General features: G+C 58.2%; 15 protein-coding genes. 9 read left to right on the top strand and 6 right to left on the bottom strand.

The genetic code is table 11. The features are described from left to right. Positions 1 to 992, bottom strand: a 992-nt coding sequence (locus tag HUJ17_RS04145) for an aromatic hydrocarbon degradation protein (RefSeq protein WP_290509486.1), incomplete at its 3' end; no start/stop codon positions are given. Positions 993 to 1186: 194 nt separating this feature from the next. Between HUJ17_RS04145 and HUJ17_RS04140 the strand changes: the two genes are divergently transcribed. Together HUJ17_RS04140 and HUJ17_RS04135 are read left to right on the top strand one after the other, a co-directional pair. Continuing rightward, positions 1187 to 2125, top strand: coding sequence for a LysR family transcriptional regulator (locus tag HUJ17_RS04140; protein ID WP_290509485.1), 939 nt, complete (start codon positions 1187 to 1189; stop codon positions 2123 to 2125). 324 nt (positions 2126 to 2449) lie between these two features. Then, positions 2450 to 3709, top strand: a complete 1260-nt coding sequence (locus HUJ17_RS04135; RefSeq protein ID WP_290509484.1) for a hypothetical protein — start codon at positions 2450 to 2452, stop codon at positions 3707 to 3709. 25 nt (positions 3710 to 3734) lie between these two features. Here the strand turns inward: HUJ17_RS04135 and yecR are convergent, their stop codons facing one another. The 4 genes from yecR to HUJ17_RS04115 all read right to left on the bottom strand — a co-directional run bounded on the left by yecR (position 3735) and on the right by HUJ17_RS04115 (position 7072). Next, positions 3735 to 4061, bottom strand: coding sequence for a YecR family lipoprotein (gene yecR / locus HUJ17_RS04130; protein WP_290509483.1), 327 nt, complete (start codon positions 4059 to 4061; stop codon positions 3735 to 3737). A 91-nt stretch (positions 4062 to 4152) separates the two neighbouring features. Further along, positions 4153 to 5046 (bottom strand): carbon-nitrogen hydrolase, encoded by an 894-nt coding sequence (locus HUJ17_RS04125; protein ID WP_290509482.1) that lies wholly within the window; start codon positions 5044 to 5046, stop codon positions 4153 to 4155. A 31-nt stretch (positions 5047 to 5077) separates the two neighbouring features. Next, a complete protein-coding gene (locus HUJ17_RS04120; protein ID WP_290509481.1) occupies positions 5078 to 6085 on the bottom strand; it encodes an agmatine deiminase family protein in 1008 nt (335 codons plus the stop codon). Between the two features lie 42 nt (positions 6086 to 6127). Beyond that, positions 6128 to 7072 carry a hypothetical protein gene (locus HUJ17_RS04115; RefSeq protein ID WP_290509480.1) on the bottom strand — a complete coding sequence of 315 codons (945 nt, stop codon included), beginning with the start codon at positions 7070 to 7072 and terminating at the stop codon, positions 6128 to 6130. A 169-nt stretch (positions 7073 to 7241) separates the two neighbouring features. Between HUJ17_RS04115 and HUJ17_RS04110 the strand changes: the two genes are divergently transcribed. After that, positions 7242 to 8477: a lipoprotein-releasing ABC transporter permease subunit gene (locus HUJ17_RS04110; protein ID WP_290509479.1), complete on the top strand. Its 1236-nt coding sequence runs from the start codon at positions 7242 to 7244 to the stop codon at positions 8475 to 8477. Continuing rightward, positions 8470 to 9177 carry a lipoprotein-releasing ABC transporter ATP-binding protein LolD gene (gene lolD, locus HUJ17_RS04105; protein WP_290509478.1) on the top strand — a complete coding sequence of 236 codons (708 nt, stop codon included), beginning with the start codon at positions 8470 to 8472 and terminating at the stop codon, positions 9175 to 9177. The genes HUJ17_RS04110 and lolD overlap by 8 nt, the downstream gene beginning before the upstream one ends. On the opposite strand, the gene HUJ17_RS04100 is transcribed toward lolD, so the two are convergent. Further along, positions 9157 to 9735 carry a DUF2062 domain-containing protein gene (locus HUJ17_RS04100; RefSeq protein ID WP_290509477.1) on the bottom strand — a complete coding sequence of 193 codons (579 nt, stop codon included), beginning with the start codon at positions 9733 to 9735 and terminating at the stop codon, positions 9157 to 9159. The two genes, lolD and HUJ17_RS04100, sit on opposite strands and share 21 nt — an antisense overlap. Before the next feature lie 286 nt (positions 9736 to 10021). Between HUJ17_RS04100 and HUJ17_RS04095 the strand changes: the two genes are divergently transcribed. The 5 genes from HUJ17_RS04095 to lpxK all read left to right on the top strand — a co-directional run. Beyond that, positions 10022 to 12247 (top strand): DNA internalization-related competence protein ComEC/Rec2, encoded by a 2226-nt coding sequence (locus tag HUJ17_RS04095; protein ID WP_290509476.1) that lies wholly within the window; start codon positions 10022 to 10024, stop codon positions 12245 to 12247. A 56-nt stretch (positions 12248 to 12303) separates the two neighbouring features. Beyond that, entirely contained in the window at positions 12304 to 12933 is a 630-nt protein-coding gene (locus HUJ17_RS04090) for a MotA/TolQ/ExbB proton channel family protein (protein ID WP_290509475.1), read from the top strand. After that, complete coding sequence (locus HUJ17_RS04085) at positions 12930 to 13355, top strand: biopolymer transporter ExbD (RefSeq protein ID WP_290509474.1); 426 nt, start codon at positions 12930 to 12932, stop codon at positions 13353 to 13355. The genes HUJ17_RS04090 and HUJ17_RS04085 overlap by 4 nt, the downstream gene beginning before the upstream one ends. Beyond that, on the top strand, positions 13352 to 15094 hold the full coding sequence (msbA, locus tag HUJ17_RS04080) for a lipid A export permease/ATP-binding protein MsbA (RefSeq protein WP_290509473.1): 1743 nt from the start codon (positions 13352 to 13354) through the stop codon (positions 15092 to 15094). Before HUJ17_RS04085 ends, msbA begins: the two co-directional genes overlap by 4 nt. A 7-nt stretch (positions 15095 to 15101) precedes the next feature. Continuing rightward, a partial coding sequence (gene lpxK / locus HUJ17_RS04075; RefSeq protein WP_290509472.1) for a tetraacyldisaccharide 4'-kinase occupies positions 15102 to 16033 on the top strand: 932 nt, incomplete at its 3' end.

Here is a 16033-nt window from a genome sequence, read left to right as displayed (position 1 = left end):
ACGCGGAACTCGGCGCCCAGGCGGGGTATCAGGATGTCCTGAAAGTTCAGGTTGGCCTGGTCCTTGATGGTGTCACTCTCGAACTCGTTACTCAGGTCAGACCAGGTCTGGTATTCCAGGGTCAGGCCCACACGCCAGCGCTCCTGGCGGTACTGCATGCCCAGTGCAGTGATATCCGGCTGGTAGGCGTCCAGAGTGGCGATGGCCAGGTTCAGGCCCGGGCTGGGGATGGTGCCGGGAATGATGGTGGTGGCTTCCACCCTGGTTTCGGTGTTGGAGTGGCCACGGAAGGAGAGGGCGGTTTCTATGCCGTCAAAGGCGCAATCGCCGCCGCCACAGAAGGTTTCCGCCCAGTTCACGTTGAGGCCGAAGATCGGACGGATGGAGGGCTTGGCGCTCACATTGAGGCTTTCCAGGCTGGTATTGCCCTGCAGGTCCGTATAGGTGTCCAGTTGCGCATCCGCATGCAGGGTAACCCGGGCGGAAAAGCCCGCATCAATGCCGCGCAGGATTTCCGTGGCGCCCCCCAGGTTGAGAAACAGTGGTTGACGACCGTAGGTCAGGTACTGGGCCTCGTTGGAGGTGCGGGAACGGAAGGCCAGCATTTCCTCACCATATTTCTCTACCCCGGCCATAAAGCCGAAATAGATGGGGTGATCGCTCTTGGTCAGCGAGCTGAGGTTGGTCTTCATGCCGATCAGGGCGTGCTGGGAGGGCGTGTCCTGAATCACGTCACTGCTGCGGCCCAACGGCGCGGCACCGCCCTGGCTTTCTGCCCGCAGGTCGTGCTCGGCGTGCATCAGGCCCAGTGTCAGCTCCCCCCGTTCATCGTGGGCCAGGTAGGCCGGGTTGTAATAGGTGGCAGACACGCTGCTGTTGAAGAGAGAGAGGGCCTGGGCGCTGGCCACATCGCCGGGCAGCACGCCGTAGTTAGTGCCGATATTACCCATATTGGCGCTGACCGGTTGCATGCTGACAAGCAGGACTGACACCGTCACGCCTGTTTTAAGAAAAGATGGCATTTTCATATCACTGTTCCCTGTTTTTTTATGGTGTGTTTTTTAGTTAGTGGTTGTTTGTGGTTTTTATTGCGTTTATGTATAGGTGCGTGAAAGGGATTCAGACTAGGTCTCAACTGGTCTGCTGAAAAACCCAAAAAAACAAAAACTACTTTTAGGGAATCAAAATGACGGTGAAGCTGATAAAGGAATTCAGCGTTTTCGTGCAGCTGGTCAAAGCGGGGAAAATGACCGATGCCGCGCGGGTGCTGGGGATGTCGCCGGCGACCATCAGCCAGCGGTTACGCCACCTGGAAAAAGAGCTGGGGGTACGGTTGGTAAACCGTAATTCCAGGGCCCTGAAAGTCACTGACGAAGGGCGTGCATTATTCGAGCGACTGGACACCTTAATGGGCGATCTGGAAGACACTGCCGAGGCGGTGTCACAACTTGCCAAGGGCCCGCACGGCACCCTGCGCGTGTGGTCGACCATGGGGTTGGGGCGCAACCGGATTGCCTTGCTGGTGAAAGAGTTTATCGCTCGCTTTCCGGAAGTACCGGTGCAACTGTTTCTCGGCGACAGACCCTATGATTTCGTGACTGAAGGCCTGGATGTAGCCATTGCCATTGGCCAGCCGGAGGACTCGTCTCTGGTGGCCAGGAAGCTGATGGATAATCGTTGTTACCTGGTGGCATCGCCACAATATCTGGCTACGCATCCGCCGCTGAAAAAACCTGAGGACTTACGTGATCATGACTGTTTGATTCTTGATTGCCACGCCTCCTTCAAGGATTACTGGCCACTGGTCGATGACGAGGGCAACCGCCATGGCATCAAGGTACGCGGTCGCTTGCACACCGATCACAGCGAGGTGCTGCGTCAGTGGGTGCTGGATGGGATGGGCATTGCCTTGAAAAGTGCTTGGGACATTCAGAGTTTTATTGATGAAGGAAGGCTGGTGGAAGTGTTGCCGGAGTATCGTCCGCCGGACCTGGATTTTTATGTGGTGTATCCGGAAAGAAATTATTTGCCAGCGAAAACCCGGGTCTTTGTGGAGTTTCTGATGGACAGAATGGAACAGGCAGATGCGGCAATAATGCCGACTCGAACCGTCGATATTTTCTAAAACCTATTTTTAGGAAATTGATAGAAAGATATGTCATCCGTTTCCTTGCGAAGTGCATTAATTTCAATATACAAGGGGATTATTACTCCTTTTAGAGATTCCCCTTCAGGGTGGTCATCAGCCTGACGGGATCATCCTGCTTCCCTGACTACTTCCTCTCACGGGTTATGCGTTGCTGATCTGGTTGTGTAAACGTATTTCTGTCTTTGTGTTTATTCTTGAGCGTTTTTATCATTCGGTGGAATTCCCGGTTTATGTATTTCTTGCCGGGCGAGTTATTTTGTGACCCATCAGTCACGAAAATAACAACAACGGATAAAAGCGATGCAACGTAATCAATGGGTTTATCTGCTGTATGCCATGGCTCTGGTTGTCACCAGTACAGCCCGGGCGGCGCAGGATTACGATCAGATGAGCCGCCAGCAGCTTCGCGCTCTGGCTGATCAAAGCCGCAATGCGGTAGCTACGGATGGTTCGGAAGGCTGGCAGGTGGAACGGGTGCCGGTGGATCAGACTATTGTCGAGGGTAACTGGAACCCTGTGCCTTTCAAGCCCCGTTTTTTTGATTATCCGCCAGCCTTGCTGGAAAAGCGTTGGCCACAGCTGACACGCGCCATCCGTGTGCCTTACCCATCAGCAGCGTATCTGCGTGCCCGGCTGGAGCGTTTCCCAATTCTGAAAGCCGAGCTTGGGCCGGATTTTGATGATGACTACGAGGCATTGTCGGCGGAGATTCTGCATGCCTGGCGGCTGTTTTTTCGCGGGGATTTCCGTGCCGCCAAGGAGCACGGGGCCAAGCTGGGTGCTTTTGGCAAGCTGCCAGCGTATCTGTCCCAGTGCATCTATGCGGTTTATCTGAGTGAAACCCGCGAAGAAAAAATCGAGCTGCTGGAAGATGTGGCAAACCAGATTACCGATTACGTGGATGTACTCAAGGCCATGAAGGGTGAGCCCGCGTTTCAGCAAGACTACATGACCATGCGGCTGGGTTATGCCTTCGCCATTGCCCGTATTGCCGAGGAGGCAACGCCGCTGGAAGCGGTGATGAACAACTACATGTTCAAGGTGGCCTATGCCATTGATGACACCCTGGCCATTGACCCTGAACACCCGGTGGCGCTGGCCATGCAGGCAGCCATGGATGCCAATATCATTCGTTATGTGGGCAAATTGCTGGGTCGGCTGACGTTCGGGGCGCGTCTGAGTCGGGTGGAAGAGGGCTTTGCAGCTGCCTTTGATCAGGAGAATGATCTGGCCATCGTCCACTACGAGTATGCCAACTCATTGATCTATATTAACCGTGACCGGGATATCTACCGGGCCCTGGATGCTTTCAATACCGCTATCGGTATTCACCCGGTGTCTGCCATGGAAGCGCTGGATTCCATGTACGCTTCCAAGCGGGGGCGGGAGATTCAGGATTATTACCTGAATTACAAAAATAGCTTTCGCTCCTTCGAGCGGGAACGGCGCGAGTACATGGAAGAGACTGACGAAAATCTTTATAACGTGCTGCGCCCGCCGTTTCTGGTATCACAGTATGCGCAGGACCAGGATGCTTACATCCGGATCACGCAGCAGTGAGCAGGCGGGCGCCTCGTGCAAGGGCTTATTGTTGGGATTGCTGGGCCTTGGCCGTGCACTGGAAGGTAGTGCTCAAGGTCCAGGCGATGCAATCGCCGTCCTGGGTTTCTGTCTTGCAGGATTTGCTGGGTGTATCGGAGGGCAGTGCGCCGTTGTAACCCCAGCTCTGGCACTGGGCGGAGGCTTTTTGCAGGCCCTGCTGCCAGTCCACCTTGGGGCTTTGCATCAGGCTGTAGTCATAGGAAATGACCACGGTGCCTTCGGACTGGTTGCCATCGCTGACCATCATGGCAGAGGGGGCGGCGCAGCCTGCAAGCAAGGCGGCAGTGAAGAGAACGGATAGGCGTGTCATTGTGCGCTCCATATGCAATAGCGGAAAAACGGGAAAAGTACTTTCCGTGAGCATTGGCCTCAAGGGGCTTTCTGTAATTTTGTCCAGCGGATCAATCCCGATACCGTTTGGTCAGGTCGCCGTAGGCATCCACTCGCCGGTCGCGCAGGTAGGGCCAGATGCGGCGTACGGACTCGCTGCGCTGCATGTCTAGGTCGGCGAGCAGCACCTGTTCGTTGTCATTGTCAGCCTGAGCCAGGAATTCGCCCTGGGGGCCGCAAACAAAGCTGTTACCCCAGAACTGGATGCCACTGTCATCTTCAGGGCTTTGTTCGAAGCCGGTGCGATTGGCGACCAGTACCGGTAACCCATTGGCGATTCCGTGGGCGCGCTGGATGGTGATCCAGGCGTTGAGCTGGCGCTGTTTTTCCCCGTCGTCGTCACTGGGATCCCAACCGATAGCGGTGGGGTAGAGCAGCAGGTCAGCACCGGCCAGGGCCATCAGCCGCGCGGCTTCCGGGTACCACTGATCCCAGCAGACCAGCAGGCCCAGTTTGCCGACACTGGTTTCGATAGGGCTGAAGCCGCTACGGCCATCGTTGAAGTCGGCATCGCCGGGGGTGAAGTAGAACTTCTCGTAGAAGCCCGGATCATCAGGAATATGCATCTTGCGATAGATGCCAGCCAGGCTACCGTCCTTTTCCAGCACCACGGCGGTGTTGTGATAGAGGCCAGTGGCCCGCTTTTCGAACAGGCTGCCGACGATAACAATGCCAAGTTCCTTGGCCAGAGCTCCCAGCGTATCGGTGCTGGGGCCGGGGATGGTTTCTGCCAGGTCAAAGACCGCGGTGTCTTCGGTCTGACAGAAATACAGGCTGCGATGCAGCTCCTGTAGCAGTACCAGCTCGGCGCCCTTGTCCGCAGCATCGCGGATCAGTGCCAGGGAATGATCCAGGTTGGCTTGCAAGTCAGTGCTGTTTTTCTGCTGGATAACGGCCACGCGCATGAAATTCTCCTTCAACCTTTCCAACAGCCTGCTAGACCGCGCCACGGGGCAGTTGCATGGTGACACAGTGCAGGCTGCCATGTTGTTCAATCAATACCCGACAGTTTACCGGTGTCACGGTGCGGTTGCCGCATACCGTTTGCATGGCGTCGATGGCGGTCTGATCCGTGTCGCAGCCGTAAATCGGCAGCAAAATTTTCTCATTGGTAATAAGAAAGTTGGCATAGGTGGCCGGTAGCCGTTCGCCTTCCCGGTTGAATTGGGGGGTGGGCAGAGGCAGGGGCACCAGGGTCAGATTGTGCTGCATTGCCAGTGCTTGTAGCTCCTGCTCCATGGCGGCCAGACTGGCGTAGTGACTGTCGTTCTGATCCCGGCATTGCACATAGGCTATGGTGCGGGCGTCCACGAAGCGCGCAAGGGTATCCACATGGGCGTCGGTATCGTCGCCTTCCAGTTCGCCGTGGTCCAGCCACCAGATATCGGTGATACCCAGCTGTTCCTTGAGCAGGGCGCTGAGCTCCGCTTCGGTCAGGTCCGGGTTGCGATTGGGGTTGCGCAGGCAGTGACGGGTGGTGAGCAGGTTGCCCTGGCCGTCGGTGTCGATGGCGCCGCCTTCCAGCACCAGCGAGGGGCTGTGCAGGGGCAACTGCCAGGGCAGGCGGCGATTCAGGGTGTTGTCCTTGTCGGCATCGAATTTGCCGCCCCAGCCGGTAAAGGTGTAATCCAGCAGTTCCACGTCGCCGTTGCATTCCACGGCGATGGGGCCGAAATCCCGGGCCCAGGTATCGTTGTAGTCGGCGATGACCAGTTCAAGGCGGGTGGTATCCAGGCCGCGTTCGGCGGCAAGGGTTTCGATCCGCTGTTCGCTGGCGATATCACGGCATACCAGTCGCACCTGCTGATGGTCCAGCAGGGCGGCGAGTAGATCCAGGTAACAGTGTTCGGCGTCGGCGAGATGATTCACCCAATCGGTGTGGGTGTCAGGCCAGGCCAGCAGCACCCCCCACTGGGGGTGCCATTCAGGAAGAAGTCGGCGCATGCTCGGGAAGTCCGCTAGGAGGGTGCGATGCGCGCGAGTGTGCTACCGGCGGGCATCCCAGTCAATAGAGAAGCCGCCTTCGGATTCTTCCTCCACTTGCTCGACTTTTTGCTCGGCCTCGTCAGCCTTTTCCTGCACGTCGGCCTCCACCTGTTGCTCTGCGTCGCTGGCCTTTTTCTGGGTATCAGTGACGGCTTCTTCAGTCTGTTGTTCGGCGTCGTTTACCGCTTGGATAACTTGCTCTTCTGTCTGGTCGGCCTCCGCTTTGGTTGTCTCAGCGGTTTCTTTGGCCTGCTGTTCCAGCTGTTGCTGTTTTTTTGCCGCAGCCTGTTCGGGAGTCATTTCGCCGGCGATGATGATACGACCGGTAACCGGGTCGAAGCGGAATTCACCGTCGGCCGGGGGCTGCTCGGTGGATTGAGGCTCAGCAGCGGGTTCTGTAACCGCTTCCGGGGCGTCCTTTGTGGCACTGGTTTGTGGCTTCTGTGCTGGTTCCGGCTCAGGTTCTGGCTCTGGCTCAGAATCCTGTTGCGGGGCTTCCGGCTCAGGGACTTCACTGGCAGCGGGTTGTTCCTCGGTGGGAGCTTCTTGCTCCGTGTCGGCACCAACAAAGCTGCCGGTCACTGGGTCGAACATGGGTGGCGCTGTGCTTTCCGGCGCTGTTTGTTGTTCCTGTTCGGTATCGGTTGCAGTTTCCTCAATAGGAGGCAGTTCCTGAGTGCCGGACACCACATCCGGTGCCGTACTGGCCGGGCGATCGACCACGGTATGCAGGGTAATGCCATTTTCGAAATATACAGAGAAACCGTCGTAGTTCCAGCGGGTGATCGCCGGTGAGCCCACCGGGCCGCGGACGGAGGAGGGTGAACCGAAGTCTGCCCGTACCCGCGCCTCAGACATGCCACGTTGGGGAACTTCAGCGGCCAGTGCCGCAGCAGGCAGGGCCAGCGCTGCCGAGGCCAGCAGCGTCATTATTCTTATCTTCATTTCTTCCCCCGGCGATATGTATTTTCTTTCGATATTAGAAAGTTAGGGACGGTTATTCAACCACTTTGCCAGATCCTGAACGCGGACGCCGTTCACAAAGCAGGATTCGTAATGTAGCAGTTTTCCAGACCCGTGGTATTTGTCCCGGGTTTCGGGTTAAATGCGCTCCATGTTTCGACCTCTATCCTTTTATGTGGGGCTGCGCTACACCGGCGCCCGCGCCCGCAACAGTTTTATATCCGTGATTACGCTGATCTCCGCATTAGGTTTGATGCTGGGGGTTGCCGTACTGATCACGGTCCTCTCCGTTATGAATGGTTTTGACCGGGAATTGCAGACCCGCATTCTGGGCATGGTCACCCATTTGTCCGTGCAGGGCCGCGAGCCGGTTCAGGACTGGCAGGCGCTGGCCAGCCGCCTTGGGCACCACGATGAAATCGAAGCGGTTGCGCCCTTTGTGGAACTGGAGGGCATGCTCAGCCATCGCGGCAACGTGGCCGGCGCCATGATCAATGGCATTGAGCCTGCGGCTGAGCGCAAGGTATCCATCGTCGGCGATTTCATGGAGCAGGGTGAGCTGGAGAAGCTGGCCCCTGGTGAGTTCGGCATGGTGCTTGGCTATGGGCTGGCCCGCCGTCTGGGGGCGGAACTGGGTGACAAGATCACTCTGGTGCTGCCCGAAGCCACCATTTCTCCCGCTGGAGTGATGCCTCGTTTCAAGCGCTTCACGGTCACCGGCATTTTCAGGGTGCGGGCAGAAGTGGATTCCTTGTATGCCTACATCAATGTACAGGACGCCGCCAAGCTGGCCCGCCAGTCCGGCACGGTGCAGGGCGTGCGGTTGAAGCTGGATGATTTGTTCAGTGCTCCGGCCCTGGGCTGGACGCTACAGCAGGAGTTGGGCCACAACTACTACACCCGGGACTGGACCCGCAGCCACGGTAATCTGTTCCAGGCCATCAAGATGGAAAAGACCATGATGACGCTGTTGCTCAGCTTTATTGTGGCGGTGGCGGCGTTCAATATTATTTCCAGCCAGGTGATGCTGGTCACCGAGAAGCGCGGCAATATCGCAGTGTTACGGACTCTGGGGGCCTCGCCGGGCACCATCATGCGTATCTTCATGGTTCAGGGCACGGTGATCGGTTTTGCCGGTACCTTGCTGGGTACCGGTCTGGGGGTACTGCTGGCCACCAATGTGAGCAATCTTGCCGAATGGGTGGAGCGTGCCTTCAATACCCGTCTGTTTGACGCTTACTTTGTTAACTATCTTCCCTCGGAGCTGCAGTGGTCCGACGTGATCACCATCGTTTCCATTGCCCTGGTAATCAGCTTTTCGGCCACCCTTTACCCATCCTGGCGTGCCAGCCGGGTACAACCGGCGGAGGCCCTGCGCTATGAATGATTCCCGCAATGCCACCGGCACCGGTATCGTGCTGCAGGCCGATAAACTGGTGAAGTGCTACGAGGAAGGGAATAACGAGCTGGAAGTGCTCAGCGGTGTGGATTTGACCGTGACCCAGGGAGATATCCTGGCGATCATCGGTACCTCTGGCTCTGGCAAATCCACCTTGCTGAATCTGCTGGGTGGGCTGGACCGGGCAACTCGCGGTACTGTCTCCATCGCCGGGAATGCGCTGGCAACCATGAGTGACCGCGATACCGGCAAGCTGCGAAATCGTTATCTGGGCTTTGTCTACCAGTTCCATCACCTGTTACCGGAATTCACTGCGTTGGAAAACGTGGCCATGCCATTGCTGATTCGCGGTGAGAGTCCGGCAAGCTGCAAGGAAAGGGCGGCAGCGACGCTGAAGAAAGTGGGGCTGGATCATCGTCTCACCCACAAGCCGTCAACACTGAGTGGCGGGGAGCGCCAGCGGGTGGCCATAGCCAGAGCCCTGGTGACCGAGCCGGCCCTGGTGATGGCGGACGAGCCCACCGGCAACCTGGATGAGCGTACTGCGGCCCAGGTGCAGTCACTGATGCTGGAATTGAACGAGACGCTGGGTACTGCGTTCATGATTGTTACCCACGACCGGGAGTTTGCCTCCCGTTGCCCGCAGCAATACGAGCTGCATGACGGGCTACTGCGGCGGCTCGACTGAGTCGTCGTCTTCCTTGTCTTCCTGCTTTTCCTGTTTGCGTATTTCCCGCCGTATTGCTCTGGCACGACGGTGGGCACGCAGGTTCCAGCTACGCACCACTGCCAGCCGCCAGGCCACTTTGACGGCGGCATAGGCCAGCCCGCCAAACACCAGTGCGCATAGCATGGACCCCAGCCACAGCGGTACCAGCTGCTCCACGAACCAGGCCACGGTTATGTCTTCACCGGTATGGGGCGGCATGCCCAGTATCCAGGCGCCAATGCGGTAGGTGAAATAGAAGATTGGCACATAGGTGACGGGATTGGATATCCACACCAGTACCACCGACAGTGGCAGATTGCAGTGGAAACGCACGGCGAGCAGGGCGGCCAGGCCCATCTGCAGCGGGATGGGTAACAGGGCGGAAAAGACCCCGATAAAGGCGGCGCCGGCCAGGGAGCGTCGGTTGATATGCCACAGGTTCGGGTCGGACAACACCTCACCCAAAAAGCTCAACGCTTTGTGTTCGCGCAGGCGATCCGGTTTGGGCAGGTATTTGCGGAAGATCCGTTTTGGCATGAACTCGCGTCTGCAGACCGTAATCGGGTAACCGGAGGTTCCCGTGAATGTTGTCGGTATCCGCGTGGATATCCGGCAGGCTGGACACCACCCGACGTGTGTTATGCGTTGTCATAGCGCATGGCGGGCATTAAATAGCGCCAGAATCCTACCTGACCAGCGCCCGCGGCTGGCTATTATGCCCGTATCAGAAAAAAAGGCATACACCTTCACGGGGCTTTGTGTTTCTCAATCATCATACAAAGACTGACTGTGAAGATAGCGACTATTTTCCACGGGAGCAGGGATGCGATGGTGGTGGTTATCCGCAGCGCTGGCGGCAGCGTGTTGGCTGGGTGTGTTGTGGCCGGCTCCAGTGCTGGTGTTTGTGGCGGTTCTGGGTTGGCGGCACGGGCGGCGTTGGTTGGTATGGTTGCCGCTGCTGTGGTGTTACGGGGTGGTGCAACTGCACAGTGGTGTGTCAATGAGACTGCCGGCGTCACTGGAGGGGGTGACGCTGGCCATACACGGCAAAGTGGTGGGCGTGCCCGCCACGGTCAATGAGTTCCGTTTCGGGCGCTGGCGTTATCGTCAGAGGCTGACGCTGGATGTCTGGGGGGCGCCAGGTTGGCCCGGCACGCACCGTATTCGGGTGAATGCCTATGAGCTGCCTGTCCGGGTGCAAGCCGGCCAACAGCTGGCGTTGACAGTGAAGCTGAAGGCGCCCCGTGGTGTCTACAATGCCACCGGGCAGGATGCGGCCCGCCGGGATCTGGCTGCCGGTATTGATGCCAGAGGAACCGTGCAGGGGTGGACCGTGCTGGCTAGTGATCACAGTCTGGATCACTGGCGGCAGTGGCTGTCGGACCGGGTGGCGGAACAGGTATCCGTATCGCCGGCGGGTCGGGCGATTCTGCCGGCACTGGTGGTGGGTGATCGGTCGCGGTTGTCCTCTGAGCTGTGGCAGCAGTTCCAGATCACCGGAGGTGCCCACCTGCTGGCCATTTCCGGGCTGCATATCGCGATTGTCGCAGGCTGGTTCTGGTGGCTGGGTCGCTGGCTGCTGGGGCCTGTGTTGCAGCGGTTTTTTCCTGTTTTATCTGTCTTCACCCTGCAACAACTGGCCTGGGGGCCGGCGCTGATGGCGGCGTTGGGTTATGCCGCCCTGGCCGGCTTCAGTCTGCCCACGGTACGGGCAGTGATTATGTTGGCAGTGGTGGCGGGGGCACAGTGTACTCGCGTGGAAGTGCCATTATGGAAGAGCCTTGGTGTGGCGCTGCTACTGGTGTTGCTGCTGTTTCCCCTGTCGGCACTTTCGGAGAGCTTGTGGTTATCGTTTGGCGCCGTGGCGGCCATTGCCATGCTGGTGACAAGTCATGGCGCCCGGAGGTTGTTGATACTGTTGCCGGTCGTGATGGCGCTGGTAAGTGCCATTCTGTTCCAGCAATGGTCAGTGAGCGCGCCGCTGGCCAATCTGTTGTTGATTCCCCTGTATACCTGTGTGGTAGTGCCGTTAGCCTTGCTGGGCAGCCTACTGCAGCAGGGTTGGCTTCTGGAAGGTGCGGCTACTGGTACAGAACTGTCCGTGTGGCTGATGGCATCACTGGCATCCTGGACCGGTCACTGGCGATTGCCGTTACCTACGGTCACCAGCGGGGTGTTCGCGCTGTTGGCTTTGACCCTGTTGCTGATACCGGCGTTGCCGTTTCCGCGCCGATTGGTGCCGTTATTGCTGCTGCCATGGTTGTGCCAGCGTCCGGATCCATTGCCCGATGGTGAGTGGCAACTGGTCGCATTCGATGTGGGCCAGGGTCTGGCGTTGGCGGTACGCACCCGAGAGCATCTGCTGATTTACGATACCGGGCCGTCATGGCCCGGTGACAGCATGGCTCGCCGTATTATCCTGCCGTGGCTGGCTCGCCGTGGGCTGACGCCGGACCGCATTATTATCAGCCATGGAGACAATGATCATGCCGGTGGCATGAAGGTGTTGGCCGGTATGGCGCCGGTGTTGAGCGGTGAACCGGAACGTGTCCCGGGCAGCGAGGCTTGTAGGGCGGGGCAGCAGTGGGACTGGGATGGCGTGACGTTTACGCTGCTTTGGCCTGGGCCGGAGGTGGTTTCCGGTAACGAGTCGAGCTGTGTACTGCAGGTGTCAGGGGTCGGGAGCTCGTTGCTGATCCCCGGTGATATTGGCAAGCAGAGCGAGTATCGAATGCTGGGTTCGCTGCCGCGCGCGGATTTTCTGGTGGTGGCACACCATGGCAGTAACAGCAGTACCAGTGCGGCCCTGTTGCGTCAGGTGCAGCCCGCCTATGCGCTGGTCAGTGCCGGTTATCGGAATCGTTTTCGTCATCCGCACCCGCAGGTGCTGCAACGGCTGGGCAATGCCGGGGTCACAGTTCTGCGCACCGACCGGGATGGCATGATTGTGTTTCGCTGGGGTGCCGCTGATAATGTGCCGCTTATAACAACATGGCGCCAATTTCGTGAAAGACCCTGGCATCGGCCAGCGGCCTGGCGTTTCTGGTAACGATTAACCCGACGCGCGCTCTTAAAGCGACGCCGTGAGTGAGGGGAGAAGTTAAGGTGCAGGATCTTGTGCAGTCCGGGGGTTGGATGATGCTCCCGATCTTGATCTGTTCGGTGGTGGCTCTGGCCATTGTGGTGGAACGTTTCTGGACCCTGCGTCCGAGCAAGCTGGCGCCGGCAGATACTGTGCCGCAGGTGCAGACGCTGCTCAAGCGGGGTCTTCTCAACGAGGGCAATCTGGTCAAGCTGCGTGACAGCTCGCCGCTGGGTCGCATTCTGGCTACCGGTTTAGCCAATGCCCGCCATGGTCGCGACATCATGAAAGAAAGTATCCAGGAAAGTGCCACCATCGTGGTGCATGAACTGGAAAAGTTTCTCAGCACCCTGGGCTCCATCGCTGCGATCACCCCACTGCTTGGCTTGCTGGGCACAGTGATCGGCATGATTGACGTGTTTGCCGCCATCATGATGCATGGCACCGGTGATGCGGCCCAGTTGGCTGGCGGTATTTCCCAGGCGCTGCTGACCACTGCCGCCGGTCTGGTGGTGGCGATTCCGGCCATTTTTTTCCACCGTTTCTTTGTGCGTCGCGTGGAAGAAATCACCATGGAGCTGGAGCAAAGCGCCGTACATGTGGTGGATCTGGTACACGGTGATCGTGAGGCGGATCCGGGAGGCAAGGCGTGAAGTTTCCCCGGCCCAGCCAGGAGGAAATCAGCGTTAACCTGACACCCCTGATCGATGTGGTGTTTCTGCTGCTGATTTTCTTCATGGTTTCTACCACTTTTGATGACAAGACCCAGTTGTCCATCACGCTGCCGGAGGCTGATGCGGCGCCGCTGGCGCAGTCTTCGGATCAGGTTGAGGTGACGATCACGTCAACCGGCGATTACCTGGTCAATGGCGAAAAGCTGGCGGCCAGTGACAGCAAGACGCTGCGTACCGCGTTGCTGAAACTGGGGCAGGAAAAAACCGACTTGCCGTTGCAAATCTATGCGGATGCCAATGTGGCCTATCAGTCGGTGGTTCGCGTTTATGACGTGGCCGGACAGCTGGGTTTTGTTAAGCTGTCGCTCACTACTCGCGAATCTCCCAACGAGGCACAATGAGTCAATCCTCTGTGGACGTGTGGCCGACCTATAAGCGGCTGCTCAGTTATGTCCGGCCATACTGGTTCATGCTGGTAATCAGTGTTATCGGTTATGCGATTTACGCGGCAACCCAGGCCGGCGCCGCCCAGCTTGCCGGGTTTCTCGGTGAAACTATCGTTGATCCCACTGATGCCAGGGTTCTGCTGGTCTCCATTGCGCCATTGGTATTGGTGATTTTCCAGGGGCTGGGCCAGTTCATGGGGAGTTATTCCATGAACTGGGTGGCACAGCAACTGGTGTATGTGCTGCGCAATGATGTGTTTGGCCATGTGCTGCGGTTGCCTCAGTCGGAGTATCACCGCAATGCATCGGGACGCATCATGTCGAAAATCATCTTCGACGCCCAGCAGGTCACCAGTGCCGGTACCGATGCCATCATTGTGATTATCCGTGAAGGGCTGACAGTGATCGGCCTGTCTGCCTTTCTGCTCTGGCAGAACTGGAAGCTCACATTGATTCTGGTGGCGGTGGCGCCGTTGATTGCTCTGGTGGTGAATGTCACCAGCAAGCGGTTTCGCAAGATCAGTCGTCGTATCCAGTCGTCCATGGCCAACATTACCCATTTCCTTGGCGAAGCCATCGAGGGCAGTGGGGAAGTGAAAATTTTCGGTGCCCAGGAGCAGGAAGCCAACCGTTTCCATGGGGTCAGCCGCAGCTTTGCCAAACAGAACGTGAAGCTCAATGCCAGCAAGATTGCCAGTACGGTAATCGTGCAGTTGTTTGTGGCAGTGGGTATCGGCGCCATCACCTTCCTGTATATCCGCCTTATGGGCGAAAACCTGTCCGTAGGCGGTTTCCTGTCCTACATTGCCGCCGCGGGCATGATTCAAAAACCCCTAAAGCAGCTCACGGATGTAAACGTCAAAATACAGCGAGGGGTGACGGGCGCCTCCAGCCTTTTTGAATTGCTGGATACCGAACAGGAAGAGGATGCCGGTACCTATGTGCTGCCAACCAAGGCGCGCGGGGATATCGAGTTTGACGGTGTTACCTATGGTTATGATCCGACGCAACCGGTTCTCAGGAATCTGAGTTTCTCCATCAAGTCTGGAGAAACCGTGGCACTGGTCGGGCGGTCCGGGGCAGGGAAGAGCACCATCAGTGCCATGCTGCCCCGCTTCTTCGATCCGGATCAGGGCCGCATTCTGCTTGATGGCGTACCGCTGCCGGAGATCCAGCTCACTGACCTGCGTCACCAGATCGCCATGGTCAGTCAGCGGGTGGTGTTGTTTAACGATACTGTTCGCAACAACATCGCTTATGGTGAGCTGCGAGGGGTAGATGATGCAGCGATTGAGCTGGCGGCCCGTGACGCTCACGCCTGGCGCTTTATCGAGCAGCTGGAGCATGGGCTGGATACCAAACTGGGGCAGGATGGGGTACAGCTTTCTGGTGGTCAGCGCCAGCGTATTGCCATTGCCCGGGCGTTGTTGAAAGATGCGCCGATTCTGATCCTGGATGAGGCTACCAGTGCGTTGGATACGGAGTCCGAGCATCATATCCAGCAGGCGCTTGAGCAGGTCATGGCCGGGCGAACCACCCTGGTGATCGCTCATCGCCTGTCTACCATCGAGAAGGCCGACCGGATCCTGGTGCTGGACCAGGGTCAGTTGATCGAGCAGGGCTCCCATCAGGAGCTGCTCGACAGGAATGGTCTTTACACCCAGTTGTACCGCATGGATTTTGCCGAGGAGTAGGTCGGCCATGGGCTCATTGAGCGAATGGATTCAACAAGGCTGGTACAAGGGAAGCCCCTGGCTGGTGCCGCTGCGGCCGCTTTCCGTGTTGGTGTCCTTTGAAGCCAAGCGACGGCTGCAACGGTTTCGTAAAGAGAGGTCTGCCCCGTCGGTGCCGGTGCTGGTTGTTGGCAATATTACCGTGGGCGGCACCGGCAAGACGCCGTTGGTGATTGCCCTGGCGCAGGCCGCCGTTGCCCGTGGCTTGAAGGTGGCGGTGGTGTCCCGGGGCTTCGGCGGCAAGATCGATCAATACCCCTGTCTGGTTACTGCCGACAGCGATGCCCTTGATGTGGGGGATGAGCCGGTGTTGATCGCCCGGCGCACCGGCGTGCCGGTGATTCTGGACCCGGATCGCCGCAATGCACTGGACGTGGCCATCCGCGATCACGCTCCGGATCTGGTGATCAGTGATGACGGGCTGCAACATTACGCCTTGCCGCGCAGCGCAGAAATTGTCGTGGTGGATGGGCAGCGAGGACTGGGCAATGGCCGCTGCCTGCCGGAAGGCCCACTTCGAGAGCCCGCTACTCGCCTCAAGGAAGTGGATTTCGTGGTCAGTACCGGCGGTGGCTGGAGTGGCGCGCACCCGATGATCATGCGGCCCGCAGACATCACTTCCCTGGCCACGGGCGAAACACTGGATCATCAGACATTCCTGCGCGAGCATCCCCAGGTCCACGCGGTTGCCGGTATCGGCAACCCCAAGCGGTTTTTCAATCTGCTCAGCATTCTCGGCCTGAGCGCTACGCCCCATGTGTTCCCGGATCATCATGCTTTCCAGCCTGCGGATCTGGCGTTTGCCGATGGCCTGCCGGTGCTGATGACCGAAAAGGATGCGGTAAAATGCGCTCCCTTCGCCGAACCACACTGGTGGTACCTGCCAGTGACGGCCAGTCT

Source organism: Alcanivorax sp. (assembly GCF_014762765.1).
Classification (GTDB): Bacteria; Pseudomonadota; Gammaproteobacteria; order Pseudomonadales; family Alcanivoracaceae; genus Alcanivorax.
This window is presented reverse-complemented; position numbering and strand designations above follow the sequence as displayed.

Coding starts and splice junctions, on each gene's coding strand:
- HUJ17_RS04135 (WP_290509484.1), top strand. CDS start 2,450: ATGCAACGTAATCAATGGGTTTATCTGCTGTATGCCATGGCTCTGGTT.
- HUJ17_RS04115 (WP_290509480.1), bottom strand. CDS start 7,072: ATGAAGATAAGAATAATGACGCTGCTGGCCTCGGCAGCGCTGGCCCTG.
- HUJ17_RS04110 (WP_290509479.1), top strand. CDS start 7,242: ATGTTTCGACCTCTATCCTTTTATGTGGGGCTGCGCTACACCGGCGCC.
- HUJ17_RS04120 (WP_290509481.1), bottom strand. CDS start 6,085: ATGCGCCGACTTCTTCCTGAATGGCACCCCCAGTGGGGGGTGCTGCTG.
- msbA (WP_290509473.1), top strand. CDS start 13,352: ATGAGTCAATCCTCTGTGGACGTGTGGCCGACCTATAAGCGGCTGCTC.
- HUJ17_RS04125 (WP_290509482.1), bottom strand. CDS start 5,046: ATGCGCGTGGCCGTTATCCAGCAGAAAAACAGCACTGACTTGCAAGCC.
- HUJ17_RS04140 (WP_290509485.1), top strand. CDS start 1,187: ATGACGGTGAAGCTGATAAAGGAATTCAGCGTTTTCGTGCAGCTGGTC.
- HUJ17_RS04100 (WP_290509477.1), bottom strand. CDS start 9,735: ATGCCAAAACGGATCTTCCGCAAATACCTGCCCAAACCGGATCGCCTG.
- lolD (WP_290509478.1), top strand. CDS start 8,470: ATGAATGATTCCCGCAATGCCACCGGCACCGGTATCGTGCTGCAGGCC.
- HUJ17_RS04095 (WP_290509476.1), top strand. CDS start 10,022: ATGCGATGGTGGTGGTTATCCGCAGCGCTGGCGGCAGCGTGTTGGCTG.
- yecR (WP_290509483.1), bottom strand. CDS start 4,061: ATGACACGCCTATCCGTTCTCTTCACTGCCGCCTTGCTTGCAGGCTGC.